Annotated in this window: 15 protein-coding genes; 1 reads left to right on the top strand and 14 read right to left on the bottom strand. The window is 31.0% G+C overall.

Annotated features, from left to right (window positions below):
* Positions 1-3: 3 nt before the first annotated feature.
* From ASC44_RS16775 to ASC44_RS16765, 3 genes are read right to left on the bottom strand one after another with little or no spacing between them, the layout of a single operon-like run.
* Complete coding sequence (locus tag ASC44_RS16775) at positions 4-1,638, bottom strand: ArnT family glycosyltransferase (protein ID WP_055448769.1); 1,635 nt, start codon at positions 1,636-1,638, stop codon at positions 4-6.
* Complete coding sequence (locus ASC44_RS16770; RefSeq protein ID WP_055448768.1) at positions 1,622-2,254, bottom strand: lipid-A-disaccharide synthase N-terminal domain-containing protein; 633 nt, start codon at positions 2,252-2,254, stop codon at positions 1,622-1,624. Before ASC44_RS16770 ends, ASC44_RS16775 begins: the two co-directional genes overlap by 17 nt.
* Positions 2,254-2,967: a glycosyltransferase family 2 protein gene (locus tag ASC44_RS16765; protein WP_055448767.1), complete on the bottom strand. Its 714-nt coding sequence runs from the start codon at positions 2,965-2,967 to the stop codon at positions 2,254-2,256. The genes ASC44_RS16770 and ASC44_RS16765 overlap by 1 nt, the downstream gene beginning before the upstream one ends.
* A 96-nt stretch (positions 2,968-3,063) precedes the next feature.
* On the opposite strand from ASC44_RS16765, the gene ASC44_RS16760 reads away from it, so the two are divergent.
* Positions 3,064-4,005: an NAD-dependent epimerase/dehydratase family protein gene (locus ASC44_RS16760; RefSeq protein ID WP_055448766.1), complete on the top strand. Its 942-nt coding sequence runs from the start codon at positions 3,064-3,066 to the stop codon at positions 4,003-4,005.
* A 260-nt stretch (positions 4,006-4,265) separates the two neighbouring features.
* Here ASC44_RS16760 and ASC44_RS16755 read toward each other — a convergent pair whose 3' ends face one another.
* The 11 genes from ASC44_RS16755 to ASC44_RS16700 form a co-directional block, all read right to left on the bottom strand.
* Positions 4,266-4,736 (bottom strand): DUF6896 domain-containing protein, encoded by a 471-nt coding sequence (locus ASC44_RS16755; RefSeq protein WP_055448765.1) that lies wholly within the window; start codon positions 4,734-4,736, stop codon positions 4,266-4,268.
* 525 nt (positions 4,737-5,261) lie between these two features.
* Positions 5,262-6,017, bottom strand: coding sequence for an NADAR domain-containing protein (locus ASC44_RS16750; RefSeq protein WP_083476337.1), 756 nt, complete (start codon positions 6,015-6,017; stop codon positions 5,262-5,264).
* A 365-nt stretch (positions 6,018-6,382) separates the two neighbouring features.
* On the bottom strand, positions 6,383-7,351 hold the full coding sequence (locus tag ASC44_RS16745; protein ID WP_055448764.1) for an alpha/beta fold hydrolase: 969 nt from the start codon (positions 7,349-7,351) through the stop codon (positions 6,383-6,385).
* A 9-nt stretch (positions 7,352-7,360) separates the two neighbouring features.
* Positions 7,361-8,341 (bottom strand): alpha/beta fold hydrolase, encoded by a 981-nt coding sequence (locus ASC44_RS16740; RefSeq protein WP_083476336.1) that lies wholly within the window; start codon positions 8,339-8,341, stop codon positions 7,361-7,363.
* Between the two features lie 98 nt (positions 8,342-8,439).
* Positions 8,440-9,186 (bottom strand): SDR family NAD(P)-dependent oxidoreductase, encoded by a 747-nt coding sequence (locus ASC44_RS16735; RefSeq protein ID WP_055448940.1) that lies wholly within the window; start codon positions 9,184-9,186, stop codon positions 8,440-8,442.
* A gap of 23 nt (positions 9,187-9,209) precedes the next feature.
* On the bottom strand, positions 9,210-9,653 hold the full coding sequence (locus ASC44_RS16730; RefSeq protein WP_055448763.1) for a cupin domain-containing protein: 444 nt from the start codon (positions 9,651-9,653) through the stop codon (positions 9,210-9,212).
* Between the two features lie 53 nt (positions 9,654-9,706).
* A complete protein-coding gene (locus tag ASC44_RS16725; protein WP_055448762.1) occupies positions 9,707-10,270 on the bottom strand; it encodes a TetR/AcrR family transcriptional regulator in 564 nt (187 codons plus the stop codon).
* Positions 10,271-10,506: 236 nt separating this feature from the next.
* Positions 10,507-11,277 carry an MBL fold metallo-hydrolase gene (locus tag ASC44_RS16720; RefSeq protein ID WP_055448761.1) on the bottom strand — a complete coding sequence of 257 codons (771 nt, stop codon included), beginning with the start codon at positions 11,275-11,277 and terminating at the stop codon, positions 10,507-10,509.
* 57 nt (positions 11,278-11,334) lie between these two features.
* On the bottom strand, positions 11,335-11,913 hold the full coding sequence (locus tag ASC44_RS16715) for a Crp/Fnr family transcriptional regulator (RefSeq protein ID WP_055448760.1): 579 nt from the start codon (positions 11,911-11,913) through the stop codon (positions 11,335-11,337).
* Between the two features lie 1,264 nt (positions 11,914-13,177).
* Positions 13,178-14,284, bottom strand: coding sequence for a YARHG domain-containing protein (locus ASC44_RS16705; RefSeq protein ID WP_083476335.1), 1,107 nt, complete (start codon positions 14,282-14,284; stop codon positions 13,178-13,180).
* Between the two features lie 373 nt (positions 14,285-14,657).
* Positions 14,658-15,119, bottom strand: a complete 462-nt coding sequence (locus ASC44_RS16700; RefSeq protein WP_055448757.1) for a hypothetical protein — start codon at positions 15,117-15,119, stop codon at positions 14,658-14,660.
* Positions 15,120-15,157: the final 38 nt, after the last annotated feature.

The raw sequence follows: 15,157 nt of genomic DNA, 5'->3' as shown, positions 1-15,157 counted from the left end.
TTTTTACTTCTTTTCGAGAATATAAAAAACACTTTTTAATCGTGGATTGTTTTGGTTAGAATCGCTTCCAAAGTGATTAAGATCGTACGTAGCTATTTTATTTACGTTGTAATTAGAACGTATTTCTGCTTCATTTTCTGGACTCATAGCGTTTACCAATATTCCAAATTTATTGTCCTTAGGAAACACATAGCGTTTAGACTCTCTTTTAACTTCAGGTATAATGTCTCCATATTCCCATATCGTTTCTGGAGCGATATAATTAATTGCGTAAAGTCTTATATCACGCTGTTGGTTTTCTTCATTTAAATTAGAAAGCCCATTGTAAGTTTCATTTTTAAAAGCTTCAGAAAGTGGCAGTACAAATACAAATACCGAAGCAAAAAATAATACAGTAAGTAGAAATACGTTTTTTATAGCTTTAGCTTTCAGCTGAAGGAAAATGAACACACCAATAGTAAATAATACAATCGAGGCAAGTACAAATTGAAATAAATGGTTCTGTAATTCAGTCTTAAAAAGCACAAACATTATAATTGGAAAAGCAATGCCTATAAGCCCAATTAGCCCAAAATTAAAATAGACAGGTAGTGTTTCTCGCTTGTCTTTTAAAATTCTAAATTTCCGAATTAAATACTCAATATAAAAACCAATATTAAAAGCTAAAGGAATTAATACAGGCATTAAATAGCGCGATTTTTTCATTGGTATTAGAGACAATAATATAACGGCCGTAATAGTCCATATAAAACTAAATTTATATGCTTTATAATGACTTACACGTTTTTTTAAGTAAGGATATAGTAAGGATATAAAAGCAGGAATAGTCCAGATGCCACTTTGTGTAAAGAAACTCCAATAGTAATAAATTGGTCTTGTATTATAACCTGTCCAAGTACTAGTCTCTCTATTTGCAATGGCATCCAATGTTTGTGGGTCTTGTAATTTAACATACAAATACCAAGAGCCACCAATAAGTAAACCTAACACTATTGCACTTAAAATAAGCGGTAATTTTTGCTTTATGTTTTTGTATTTAAATGCAAAGCCATAAGCAATTAAAAACGGTAATAATAAAGCGTAAATAGAAATAGGACCTTTTGCTAATATGGAAAGCCCTAAGAAAATTCCGGCACAAACGGTGTGCTTTAGTTTTTTCTCTTCAGTTTTAAAAAGTTTGAATAAAAAGTAAATAGACACCAGCATAAAGGCATGTGTAAAAATATCTGAAGGTGCTTCAAAAGTAATTCCAATAACGTAAAAAGAAGTAATTAAAACCAATGCATTTATCATGCTATGTGTTCTTCCTTTTAAAATAGTACTTGATAAAAAATACATAAAGCTACCAGCAAGCATTACCATAAAAACAGCAGGTAAACGCATTGCAAAAAGACTATTTGTCCCAAAAATAATACCACTTAAAGCAGAGAGCCAAGCCGGTAAAGGAGGTTTTTGGTAACGTGCAACGTTGTTCATTGTTGTTAAAAACCAATGGTCGTTGTTAAGCATTTCGCGAGCAGTAATAAAGTTTCTCGCTTCCATTATAGAGACTTGTAAAGTTTCTAAATTAGGCAATAGCATAATGGCTATAAATAAACAAATGGCAAGTATAGGATAGTTTTTAAACAGTTTTGGCATCTTGATTTTTTAGAATAATTAAATTTCTAACGTAAATTATAGTTCCTAAAATATGCCCAACAAACAGCACAGGATCTTTTCTAAAAATAGCATATACTAAGATTAGCAGCGAGCCAATTAAACTTAAAGCCCAGAAGCCAAAAGGTAAAGAGGAGTCTTTTTGTTTTTCGGAATATAACCATTGATAAACAAAACGTAAAGTGAAAATAATTTGAGAGACAATACCTAACCATAGTAACCAGAAGGGAATGTCTTCATTTTTAAAGAATATGTTAATGTCTATTCTATTGTTGTTAAAATAAAATACACCAATAAAAAGTGGCATAAAGAGTAATATATATCTTAGAATTACTGGAATTTTTTTCCACTGGTTTTGTAACTGTAAATTTCTAATGTAAATAAAATAGGTGAGCGCTTGTCCCATCATTATAGCAAAATCATCACGTAAATAACCGTAAATAAAAAGTAGAAATGATGCTATTAAACTTAGGGTCCAAAATAAAGTAGGAGTAACTACGCGTTTTGTTTTTTCGCTTGAAATCCACTGTATAATAAGACGCGAGGAAAATAAAATTTGAGCTAAAAACCCAACGCTATATATAATCCAATCGCTCATTAATTTTGTTTTGCTACCTCGTAATTAATATACTTTTTCTTCATCCATAAATAAGCAAAACAATCCATTAAAGGTCCAACGAGTCTATTCCAAACTCCAAATTTTGCTTCACCAGCAAGTCTAGGAAAATGCTGCACAGGAATTTGTTTAATAGTTCCGTTTTGCAACAAAATCATAGCAGGTAAAAAGCGGTGTAAACCTTTAAACATTGGAATACGTTTTGCAAAATCTGTTTTAATAACTTTTAAAGGGCAACCAGTATCGTCCATACCATCGTGTGTAAAACTTCTACGAATACCATTTGCAATTTTAGACGACATGTTTTTTACAAAACTATCCTTTCTATTCGCACGAACGCCAGTTACTAAATCGTTCTCACCAATATGTTCTAATAGTAAATTAAAATCGCTTGGAGCAGTTTGTAAATCGCTGTCTATATAACCAACCAATTCTGTTTCCGTATAATCGAAACCTGCTTTAATAGCAGCGCTTAAGCCGCGGTTCTCTTTAAAAGTAATAAATGAGAACTCAGGATTTCTTTTACAAATATCCTCAATAATTTGCTGACTTTTATCCTTAGAGCCATCGTTAACAAATAATATTTTGGTAACTTTTGTTGCCATTTTAGCGTATGCTAAAAGTTCTGATTCTACACGTAAAAGATTGTCTTCTTCGTTATAAACAGGAACAACGATGGTAAATTGATAAGTCATAAATAGTATTAATATTACTGCAAATGTATTGTTTTTTTAAGAATTGAAAATGAGTATCAAATAAAATATGTTTCTTTGTAATAATAAATATTAAATATGAAGATATTAGTAACAGGAGCAGCAGGATTTATTGGCTCTCACACATGCGAACGTTTAAAGCGTTTAGGGCATGATGTGGTAGGTTTAGATAATTTTAATGATTATTATAGTTTGGAGCTTAAACATTTAAATGAAAAAGCCCTAAATGCTATTGGTGTTACCATTATTAAGCATGATTTAAGAGCAGAGGATTTAACTGATGCGCTGCCAAAAGATATTAATTATATCTTTCATTTTGCAGCACAGCCAGGAATTTCGGCTTCATCAACTTTCGAAGATTATTTTACGAATAATATTTTAGGAACCAAAAATTTAATTGATTACGCTTCAACGCTTCCCAATTTAAACCTTTTGGTTAATATAGGAACATCGTCTATTTATGGTTTAGAAGCCACTTTTCCAGAGAGTGTTGCACCAAAACCTGCATCTCATTACGGAGTTACAAAGTTAGCAGCCGAGCAATTAGTGCTTCAAAAGAGTAGAGAGAAATTATTTCAATCGTGTTCTTTGCGATTATATTCTGTAATAGGACCAAGAGAACGTCCAGAAAAAATGTACACCAAGTTAATTGCTTGTGCTTATAATAATACTGAGTTTCCGTTATACGACGGTAGCGCGACGCATTTAAGGAGTTTTACTTACGTTGGCGATATTGTAGATGGTATTGTAAGTGTTGTTGGTAATGAAGCTAAAGTTAATGGTGAAATTATTAATCTTGGAACAGAAGTAGAACATACAACACAAGATGGTATTGAGGCTGTAGAGGCAGTTATTGGTAAGTCTATTAAAATAAATCATGTATCTGCAAGAGCAGGAGATCAATTACGTACTAAAGCGAATATTGATAAAGCTAAGGAGTTGCTAGATTACAATCCCCAAACAACCTTATTAGAAGGCGTGAAAGCTCAAGTGGAATGGTATAAGGCTAATTTTTTGTAGTTAGCGTTATATACAAGAGGTAATAAGAGTTTTATTAATAGCTCTTGAGTATTAAGAATAGAAAAGTAAAAAGCACAGTTTTAAGACTGTGCTTTTTTTTTATTGATTTCGGAAAGGTTCGTTTAACGTTGTTGTATAAGAATAGTTGCGGGTTTGTATGCGAGGATTTTCCGCAGGAAAATCAGACGTTACAAACACGCAACGACCTTTGATTAAGCACTAAACCGCAATTATTTTTATACGGTGTTGTAAAACGTTTTTTATGCATTATTTCTTTCCTTATTCAGAATTAGTGCTTTGTATCCGAATTCTCCAATATCAACTATATATTTTTCCTTCTCTAACGTGTTTAAGCAATCAGTTAGAATTTCACGTGTTTTAATTTTTTCATAAATATGCTTTAGGTCAATAGTAATTTCGATGAACCAATATAAACTTGAGTCCTGAAAAATTCCGTAATTCTTTCCACGATTTATTGTTACATCTAAAATTTGGTTAGTAATCTCATTCTCAAATTTGCAATGATTTCCGTGAAAGTGGTAATTCCAGTTATCAGGTAAAGAACCTTTCCATAAATCATTTTGTCGAGTTATTAATTTTCCAAAAGGATGTTCTTTTGATAAGTCAAGGTCAAATTCATTTCCAAGAATATTTATCAATTCATTCGCTTTTGAGTCGAACTTAATGATAACATCTAATATTATTTTTTCTATTGGTCTCAGATTGGTCAAATGTTTTACAATATTCCATTGATAAAAAATCGTTTCAATGTTTTTTATCAGATGTTAAACGAAGTTAGTTGTTTTTTCTTAGAAAGTCAAGTAAAACAAAAGCATAGCAAAGCGAACAATTTCATCTTAATTAAATACTATTGTTACTCTTTTATCCTTTTAAGATTTGATGTTTAGTTTCATTTTTTTTAATAAAGATGCCGCAAACAACCTTATTAGAAGGCGTGAAAGCTCAAGTGGAATGGTATAAGGCTAATTTTTTGTAGTTAGCGTTATATACAAGAGGTAATAAGAGTTTTATTAATAGCTCTTGAGTATTAAGAATAGAAAAGTAAAAAGCACAGTTTTAAGACTGTGCTTTTTTTATTGATTTCGGAAAGGTTCGTTTAACGTGATTGTGTATGGTTAGTTGCATGGTTAAGCACGTAATTTAGCAAATAAATCACAGATAGAATATTCCGCAGGAATGTTCGTAAGTCGGCAGTGACCAAGCAATTAATTACACACGGTGTTACCGTTAGTTTTTTATTCTTCATACCAACTTTTCCATTCTCCAGTTGCTGGATAAGTCAGTTCGTAAATTCTCTTTTCCGATTCGCTTAAACTGTCCAAATATTTACTTAACTCCATAATATGAGTTTCTCCATAACCCATTCTCCAACCAATGCTATATTTTTCTATTTCGGGATAAGCTAACCAAGGTGGTAAAATCGGATTTTTTAGAGTTTTAAATTCTCCAATTTTATTGAGAATGTCTCTTGTTTCCATTAAAGCGTAACCGAGTAAATTCAGTCCATTCCAAAAATAAGGGTTTTCAGCATCTTCATTATTTTGTGCGAGTCCAATTCCCCAAATATTGTCAACAGGACTTGCCTCAACTAAAATTCTGTCATTCGTGTTTCGTAAAAATTCCGATAACTTTGGGTTTTGACTGAACTTGTGAAAATTACCTCTTACAACTATTTCAAATCTATTTTCTTCCCAAACCCGTTGGTTGAAGTTCTTAACTTGTCTACCAAGTTCTTTTACTTTTCCAGCTTTAGAACTCTTAATTATTTGTTCGTAAATAACTTTGTCATTAAACAACAAAGCCTTTTCTGCCATCATGAAATGTTCGGCAGTTTGAAATTCAATTCCGTTAACTTCAAATTTGGATTCGTACCATTGACTGAAACAAGATTTAGTTATTATTTCAGATTTCGTATGTCCCGAAAATAGTAGGAATTTCAGGTTTTCGCCTGATTCAAATTGTTCAATTATTTTCTCGTTTGTGTAGTTCATTCAAATTAATGGCAATATTCCATTGATAAAAAATCGTTTCAATACTGAATCAAGTTCAGCACAGGTATTTTTTATCAAATGTTAAACGAAGTTAGTTGTTTTTTCATAGAAAGTCAAGTAAAACGAAAGCATAGCAAAGCGAATAATTTCATCTTAATTAAACACTACTGTTACTCTTTTATCCTTTTAATATTTGATGTTTAGTTTCATTTTTTTTGAATAAAGATGCCGCAAACAACTTTATTAGAAGGCGTGAAAGCTCAAGTGGAATGGTATAAGGCTAATTTTTTATAATTGAAAAACTTATCAGAGTTTTGGAAAGTAGGCTAGAGTTATCAATAAACGATTTAAGGTTCTGTTGCTAATTATTCTATGTCGTTTTTAGATAAAAATTCTAAAATCAGTTTAGCTATCTCTCTCGTTTTTTCCTCAGCAGCAAAATGACCTGCATCCAATAAATGTAACTCAGCGTTAGGTAAATCTTTTAAATATGCCTTTGCTCCATTGGCATTAAATTTTAAATCCTTTTTTCCCCAAGTAATTAACGTTTTTGGTTGATTTTCTCTCAACATTTTTTGCCATTTAGGGTATCTAATCAAATTAGTATTGTAATCTTTAAATAGCTGCACCTGAATTTCTCTGTCTTTTTTAGAACTCAAAAATGCCAAATCGTGTGTCCAAGCATCTGGACTTTGAATATTGATATTTGTGCTGTCTAAATCAAATAAATACTGCTTGTTTATTATAGCTTCTTTACTTGTTAAGCTATATAAAAAATCGTGCTTTGCTTGCGACGTATCTGTTTGTGCCGTTCTAAAAAAATCTTGTCGCTTAGGCGTTAATCCTTCCAAATAAGCATTTGCATTTTGAATAATTAAAGCTTCTATCCGTTTTGGGTTTTTCATCACCATTCGGTAACCTACAGGCGCTCCAAAATCTTGCATGTACATCACATAATTTTTAATTTTAAGCGTATCGATAAGCCTTTCTGTATAATCTGCCAATACATCAAAAGTATAGGTTGTAGTCCCTGGATCTAAATGCGTACTGTAACCCGAACCTAAATTATCTGGTGCAATAACATGATAATGCGTTGCCAACATAGGAATTAGGTTTCTATACGAATGTGAAGACGACGGGTAACCATGTAGCAACACAATGGTTGGATTGGTTTTATCTCCTGCTTCTCTATAAAACAGTTTTACACTATCAATTTCTGCATAATTATACGTTGTAGCTGGCGGTAAAAAGAATTCTTTTTCATGTTCTTTTGGTGCGTTTTGACACCCAAATAAAGAGGCTGTAATCACTAAAATTAACGCAAATTGTTTCATATTGTATTTCTATTTATTCTGATTTCTCATGAAAACCCTAATGTTTTCAATAATGGCATCACCGTATTCCTCTAAGGCAAAATGACCTGTATCGTAAATGTTGTAATCTATGTTTTTTACGTCTTTTTTAAAAGCTTCTGCACCACTTTCAGGAAAAAAAGCATCATTTTTACCCCAAACGATTAATAATGGTGGTTGATTGTCTCTTAAATACTGTTGCCATTTTGGATATAGTTTTATATTATTCTGATAATCATAAAACAAATCTAAATTTACGGCATGTGCGTTTGGTCTCGACAATCTTAAGAAATCTAAATTGTAAGTATCCGGATCTACAGTTTCAGTATCTCTAACACCATGTGTGTATTGCCATTTTAAACCTTCTAAAGAAAAAGCAGGTAACAAAGCATCTTCTGCCTGTTTTGTTCTATTTTTCCAAAGTGCTCTTATTCCAGACCAAGCTTCACCTAAACCTTCTTCATAAGCATTTCCGTTTTGGTTTATTATTGCGGTAATTCTTTCTGGATGTGCTGTGGCTAATCTAAAACCAATAGGTGCACCATAATCTTGAATCATTATAGCGTAAGAATCAATTTTCTTTTGTTCTAAAAAGGAATCTACAACGGTTGCAATATTATCAAAGGTATACTTAAACGTTTCAGCATCTGGAAAATCACTGTTACCAAAACCAGGATAGTCCGGAGCAATTAAGTGAAACTCGTTAGATAATTGCGCTAATACTTTTCTATATTGATAGGATGATGCAGGAAAACCATGCAGTAAAACAATGGTTGGGTTGTTAACATTACCAGCTTCTCTATAGGCGATATTAATGCCATTAACCTCTAATGTTTTATATCTTAATGTTGATTTTTGATTTTCAATACTAGATTGTGTCGTAATAGAAGTGCTTTTGGTGTCTAATGATACCTGTTCTTTACACGAGCTGAAAAGGAAAACAATACTTAAGGCTAGGACTAGGTTTTTCATAATTTTAATTTTAGTCTCAAATTAGTTTTTGTGAGATGTGAATAAATAAGTCATAACCTATAAAGATGTAGATTATGACTTATTTTTTTGTTGTGTTTTTAATTTCTACCAGCCATAACACCACCATCGGTATCCCAAATAGCACCAGTTACCCAAGCAGCTTTGTCTGATAATAAGAAGACAATACTGTTAGCAATATCTTCCGATTCACCAAAACGACCTATTGGATGAAAACCGTTAAAACCAACCAATGCTTCTTTAGCAGCTTGTTCTCCACCAAAAACACCATGATAAACAGGCGTGTTTACTAGGGCAGGAGAGACCGCATTTACACGAATGTTATCGTCTGCTAATTCCATAGCCAAATGTTGAGTTAATGAATGTAAACCTGCTTTTTGCATAGAATATGCAGAAGAAGGTGTTGCTTTTACAGCTTGTTTTGCCCACATAGAGCCTACGTTTACAATCGATCCTCCTTGAGTTGCTTTCATTTTTTTAGCAACACTTTGTGTGATAAAAAAGAAGCCTCTGTTTAAATCTTGGTAGGAATTATAATCTTCCAATGTATGATCTAAAAATGGTTTAGGACCAAAAATTCCTGAAGCATTTACTAAATAATCTAAGTTATCTAGACCATCAATTTTAGCTATTAGCGCTTCAACCTCTGTTGTGTTAGAGATGTTTGCTGTGTGTTTAATTAAGTTTGTTGCATCGGCAATTTTATCCGTGTTTCTTCCTACAACATGTACCGTTGCACCACCTTCTAATAATGCATGTGTTGTTGCATTACCAATACCACTTGTTCCGCCAATGACTAAGGCTACTTTGTTTGCAAATTCTTTCATTTTATTTATTATTTTTATATTAATTAATTCCAATTTGGTTTTTTCTCAATTAAGTATCCGTCAGAAACAGTACTTCCTTCTAATGAATTTTCTTTGGCCTGTATTACTATAAAAGAGAAAAGTGCGTCCGAATTATTTCTGATAGCTCTTTCGGTATCTGTCGCGACTCTTACAATCGTTCCTTCTTTTATATCTACATAATTATCATTGAGAAGTAATTGTCCTTTCCCTTTAACACCAATATATATTTCTTCGTTCTCTTTGTGTTTGTGAAGGAGAGGAATGGCCGTATGCGCTTCCATGGTATTAAATGAGATTTCGGAGCTGGTTAATCCTAATTCGTCTTTTACAAACCTTTTGCCTTCTAGTTTAAAATCTGGACTTGGTTGAAAAACGTTTTCAGTCAAATTTGAGAATTCACCTAATTCTAGTTTTGAGTAATCGCTTGATGTTTTGTTTTCTTTCATAATCAATTGTTGTTTAAAGACAGACAGGTCTGTCTTTGTTTGTTTAAATTTTTTTAAGCTATTATTTTTTCACATAAATTTTTAGACTCTATAATAGGCCAATCTTCTTGATGTAAGTGGCTTTCTCCTACCGCGCTTTCGTACAGTAAATAGATTTGTCTTGCGAGTGAATTCACTTGTTCGCTTTTTACGTCTTCAAGGTTGTTAGTAATCAGTCTTGTTATAAGCGCAATAAATTCGTTTTTTTGAGACTGAATTTCATTCCTAATAATTTCATTGTCTTTTGGTATTTCTGAAACCGTTTTTATACACCAACATCCATTGAAATCTTTATCTTGATAAAATAATCGAAGGAAATCGAATATAGCCAGTACCTGATCTTTTCCTTTTGGTTTTGATGTTGTAAACTTTTCAAAATCTTCAATAAAATTGATATTCTTAAATTGAAGATAAGCCAAACAAATCTCTTCTTTAGATTTAAAATGATTGTAAAGCGTGGCCTTAGCAATACCAGCTTCTGCAATAATCTGGTTTATACCTGTAGAATTATACCCATTCTTATAAAATAAAAATGAGGCTGTTTCAGTAATTCTATTTTTTACTTCACTATGTTTCATACTGCAAATATATAAAAAAATATTAAAAACAGACAAGTCTGTCTGTTTTTAATTAGATGTTAAATAAGGTTAATGGTTTTTCTAAAACAAATTAAACAAAACTAGAGCTTAGCAAAGCAGACAGTGCAACTCTAAATACAGACCATTAGTACTCGTTTTACTTCGTAATATTTTGAGCCTTGGGTGCTTTTTTATGGATTTTGGAAAGGTTCGTTTAACGGTTTTGGCAACTTGCTTTATTCGATATCAATAGTTTCTCCATCATTCGGAATTTTTGTTTTTTCCATAAGTCCATGTTTTTTCAATTCTTTACTTAATTGTTCTCTAGTTGTCGGACAGTGATTAACAGCTTCTAAATGATTTGCAATAACAGTTCCTGTTGCATTTTTGGTAAATTTAATAATATCATCCATTGTCATTAATAATGGCTTAAAAATATCTAACTGTGCAGTTCCGCAAGCAACAACATTAATGTCTGGTTTGTATTGTTTTAGGACTTTAGCTACGTCATCTGTGTAAATGGTGTCAGCACTTAAATAAATAGTTTTTTCATTTGGAAGTTGAATATAAAATCCCATTACATTGCCCATTGGTTTAGATACAAAGCCGTAACCGTGTTTTGCAGGAATACCTCTAATAGTTCCATCAAAAAATTTGGATTCTTCCCAGTAATTTACTGTGTTAACAATATTTAAACCTCGTTTTTTTAGTGTTTTTTCGTCTTTAATACTACAAGTAATCGGTGTGTTATTTAACTTTAAAAATGTCTCTGCTTCTTTATCTAAATGGTCAGGATGTAAATGAGTAATAAGGCAATGCGTTGTTTTATTTACTATTTCCTTTGCATTAGACGGTAAATCGAGAATTGGATTTCTTTTGGGGTTAAATCTAAAAAGAGTAAAAGGTGGTCCAGCAGTTGCTTTTTTTCCTAGCATTGGGTCAACCAAAATAAATTCATTTTTAGTTTCTATGACCATTGTGGCATTTCGTAAGTGATGTATTTTCATAATTTTGCTTTAAGAAGTAAAATTAGAATACTACAGCTTATTTTTCATTGATTTGAATCAAGAAATACGTTTACGAATTCGACTTAAAGTTTCTGGTGTAATATTTAAGTAAGACGCAATATGATATTGTGGAATTTTCTCAAGCCAATTTGGTCTATAAATAAAAAGTTCATTATAAAGCTCCTCCGCAGTTTTGGTTATTCTGTTATATTCAAAAAGTTCTTTTTGCTTTAATAATTGTTGAAATGATAAATCTATGAATGATTTTCCGCAATCATATTCATTCAGCAATTCACGAAAGGCACTTTTATCGATTGATAGTAGTTGGGTTTGGCTTAAAGTTTCTTGATGCTTTTTAGTTTTGGAATCTGCGTTAAAAGAAGATAAATCTGTAATAAATTGAGGTTTGGTATAAAAGTTAATATTTGTCTCTTTATCAGAAGTTGCATAATATTCTCGGATAGCGCCTTTATTTAGGAATCGTAAATGTTTTTCTTCCGTTCCAGCCTTTAGAATATGCGTTCCTTTCTTAAAATTTTCCATTTTGAACGATGAAAGTAGTTTCCGTAACCCATCTTTATTTAATGGATATTCAGTTTCAAAAAAGGTTGATATTTCTTTTAGCTCAATGTTCATTTTGCTTGTTTACAATATTCCATTGATAAAAAATCATTTCAATACTGAATCAAGTTCAGCACAGGTGTTTTTTATCAGATGTTAAACGAAGTTAGTTGTTTTTTCTGATAAAGTCAAGCAAAACGAGAGCATAGCAAAGCAGACCGTGTAACTTTAATTACAGACTATTATTACTCGTTTTACTTCTGAATATTTTGAGCTTAGGTGCTTTTTTTATGGATTTAGTAAAGGTTCGTTTAACGGTTACGTATAAGAATAGTGTGGTTTTGTATGCGAGGATTTTCCGCAGGAAAATCAGACGTAACAAAAGCTCACGAACTCTTGATTAAGAACTAAACTAAGCATTATTTTTATACTGTGTTGTGCATAGTTTTTATTATTTCAATAGTTTTTCTGTTCTGTTCATCATCTTTGGATATTCTTTGACAAATTTAATTAAGACAGAATCTCCTAATTTTATTTTTTCAAATTCTCGCGAATCAGGTATTGTTAATTGTGATTCATATTTTAAGTCATTATGGCTAAATTCAGTTATCAAGTAAGGTGATGTTTTCGCACCATACTTTTTTTCGATTACAATTCCATTTGTTAAGATTCCATCATTGTCAATCCGGTTTTGAACTCGAGAACCATTAAAATAAAGGATTAAAAAAAAGATAAGCCTAAAATTATTGATAGTTTTTTTATCAATTCCCTTTTCTCTTTTGCTAGTATTTCAGTCAGAAATCCGAAAAAAATGGCTGTATTAGCTAAATGACAAAGTCCTAGTGTAACAAAGAATTCCATAAATTTTAATTCTTTGTACCAATAAAAATATAGAGCTATTTCTAAACTAATTATTATAATTCCAAAAACAATTAATACTCTTTTCAATCAGTTCAGATTTTGGTTTGGTCAAATTATGCACAACTATTCCATTGATAAAAAAGCGTTTCAATGTTTTTTATCAGATGTTAAACGAAGTTAGTTGTTTTTTCTGATAAAGTCAAGCAAAACGAGAGCATAGCAAAGCAGACAATCGAGCTTTAATTACAGACTATTATTACTCGTTTTACTTCTGAATATTTTGAGCTTAGGTGCTTTTTTTATGGATTTTGGAAAGGTTCGTTTAATGTTTAGTGTAAGAAACGAAGGGTAAGAGATAAACACTGCATTTTGATTTAACCTTAAATGTCACATTTTATTTTACAAAACTTAGTAAGTAAATATAGAGTTTTGGAGTTAGTCTTAAACCGTGATTACTTTATACACTGTTGTGTTTTCTTTATTTATCCCATTCTTTCGATTTAACTATTTTCAACCATTCTTTTTCTTCAGACAATAATGATTGCAAATTAGCTTTGTATTCAACTTTTGGTTGATACCAACTTTGCGATAAATAATAATCTTGAATTAGTTCAGTCTTAAATACGTAACCTCTAATAGCGAAAGGAAGATTTTTTAAAATCTTAAAGGACTTTTCATTAATAGAATTTGTGCCTGTATTTTTTAAATTTATTTTTTTTGGTAAATTATGAGAATTTGAATCAAAAGAGGTATAGTGTTCCTTCATAGGACCATTTATTGATTTTATAAACAATTCACCTTCTGGATGAAAGTTTTTCTTTTTAAAAGTGATTCCATTTTTGTTTGTAATGAATTTAAGAGAATTATTATTTGTACTTAAAGCTCTTCCATTATTAAGGAGCCATTCATTCTCGTTTTTAAAAAAAGTATTTCTTATTTCAAAACCTTGATTAGGTCCCATATCAATATTCAATGTAAAATCGTCAATCTGATTGTTTGCCCATCTATTTGCCGCTGTTAAAATATAATCAAAGCTGTAATTTTCTGAAATTGACCCAGACATTTCAAATCTATAGGTATGAATGACTTTGTTTTCACCAGGTTTAAATGTCGCGTTAAAATGATAAACATAATAGAAATCAGGTTCGTTTGCATTAAAATCGTCACCAATAACTTCCTTTTCAGTTTTAGCATCGATGCGATTATCTATATAATAGTTTTCTGTATTTACCATTGAGGTTTCAAATTTTAAGACCTCTCCATTCATAATTGCTTTAAAATTGGACATATATGGATGTGCTCCATTTTTAGGGAATCCATTAACATCACCAGCAGGAGATGGAGCTTCAAAACCTACCAATATTGTTTTCTCAGAGTTAGGATTGTAAAAAGTATAATTTACGGTTACATACACATATTCAATGTCGTTAACTATCCTTCTTTCAAGAGTTAATATTTCCTTTGTTATTGAAACGTCATTTTCCGAAATTGGAATTAATTGATTTCCAGAGGCGTAATAAGCGCCGTCATTAGCAAAAGTTGTTAAATAAATCAAAGAAAAGAATATAAATATCAGTTTTTTCATATTTGTTTTGTTTATGAAACACACTATTTTATTGATTAAAAATTGTTTAAATACTAAACCAATTTAAGCTCAAGTGTTTTTTATAAGATGTTAAACGAAGTTAATTGATTTTTGTGGCAAAGTCAAGAAAAAAAAGAAGAGCAAAGCGTACAATTTAACCTTATTGACAGTCTGTTGTTATTCATTTTGCTTCTTAGTATTCTTATTTTGTGGGTTTTAGGAAAGTTTGTTTAACGTTTATGTATATAAAAAGTTGTGTGTTTGTGTGCTAAGGTTTTTCATAGGAAAATTGGAAGCTAGCAAGTACAGCAACTGACAGTGTTCAGCATAAAATAGTAATTTTTAATATACAGTGTTGTGCTTACGTTTTTTATTACTCGTATTTTTCAACTTTTGTAATAATATTATTTTTAATTTCGATGCTTATGGAGTTTGTAATATCTGTATTTATCGGTTCCAATGTTAATTCAAATTCATTACTTTTATCATTCATCGGATAGATTGCAGATAAGTAAAAATCATTTTTCCAATTAGAATATTTTTCAATTTTATTAATCCCGATTTTGTTAATTTCATTTTCAATTTTCGGTAAATACGCACTTTCCCAATTCTGAATTAACTGACTTATAAAATTTAAGTGATTAGCAAAAGGACTTGAATTATTTCCTTCTAGGATAATAGTTGTTACAAGTAATTTGTTACTTAATTTTATATTTCCATGCCAAGTGTAACTTTTAGTAGAGTTATTACCTTTAATTCTTTGGCTTTTTAAAATCCCAATTACAGGATGATTAAAAGTCTTTTTTTTTCCAAAAAGAGAGTCAATTATATTCATTTATTATTTTTTCGGCTATGCTTAGACATTAAGTGAAA

The organism is Lacinutrix mariniflava, from assembly GCF_001418015.1.
GTDB lineage: Bacteria > Bacteroidota > Bacteroidia > Flavobacteriales > Flavobacteriaceae > Lacinutrix > Lacinutrix mariniflava.
Note: the sequence above shows the minus strand (reverse complement) of the source record. Positions and strands in the feature narration are given on the sequence as shown.

Bases quoted from the DNA above. Each gene is read 5' to 3' on its own strand.
- ASC44_RS16775 (WP_055448769.1), bottom strand. From the start codon at position 1,638: ATGCCAAAACTGTTTAAAAACTATCCTATACTTGCCATTTGTTTATTT.
- ASC44_RS16770 (WP_055448768.1), bottom strand. From the start codon at position 2,254: ATGAGCGATTGGATTATATATAGCGTTGGGTTTTTAGCTCAAATTTTA.
- ASC44_RS16765 (WP_055448767.1), bottom strand. From the start codon at position 2,967: ATGACTTATCAATTTACCATCGTTGTTCCTGTTTATAACGAAGAAGAC.
- ASC44_RS16760 (WP_055448766.1), top strand. From the start codon at position 3,064: ATGAAGATATTAGTAACAGGAGCAGCAGGATTTATTGGCTCTCACACA.
- ASC44_RS16750 (WP_083476337.1), bottom strand. From the start codon at position 6,017: ATGAACTACACAAACGAGAAAATAATTGAACAATTTGAATCAGGCGAA.
- ASC44_RS16745 (WP_055448764.1), bottom strand. From the start codon at position 7,351: ATGAAACAATTTGCGTTAATTTTAGTGATTACAGCCTCTTTATTTGGG.
- ASC44_RS16740 (WP_083476336.1), bottom strand. From the start codon at position 8,341: ATGAAAAACCTAGTCCTAGCCTTAAGTATTGTTTTCCTTTTCAGCTCG.
- ASC44_RS16735 (WP_055448940.1), bottom strand. From the start codon at position 9,186: ATGAAAGAATTTGCAAACAAAGTAGCCTTAGTCATTGGCGGAACAAGT.
- ASC44_RS16730 (WP_055448763.1), bottom strand. From the start codon at position 9,653: ATGAAAGAAAACAAAACATCAAGCGATTACTCAAAACTAGAATTAGGT.
- ASC44_RS16725 (WP_055448762.1), bottom strand. From the start codon at position 10,270: ATGAAACATAGTGAAGTAAAAAATAGAATTACTGAAACAGCCTCATTT.
- ASC44_RS16720 (WP_055448761.1), bottom strand. From the start codon at position 11,277: ATGAAAATACATCACTTACGAAATGCCACAATGGTCATAGAAACTAAA.
- ASC44_RS16715 (WP_055448760.1), bottom strand. From the start codon at position 11,913: ATGAACATTGAGCTAAAAGAAATATCAACCTTTTTTGAAACTGAATAT.
- ASC44_RS16705 (WP_083476335.1), bottom strand. From the start codon at position 14,284: ATGAAAAAACTGATATTTATATTCTTTTCTTTGATTTATTTAACAACT.
- ASC44_RS16700 (WP_055448757.1), bottom strand. From the start codon at position 15,119: ATGAATATAATTGACTCTCTTTTTGGAAAAAAAAAGACTTTTAATCAT.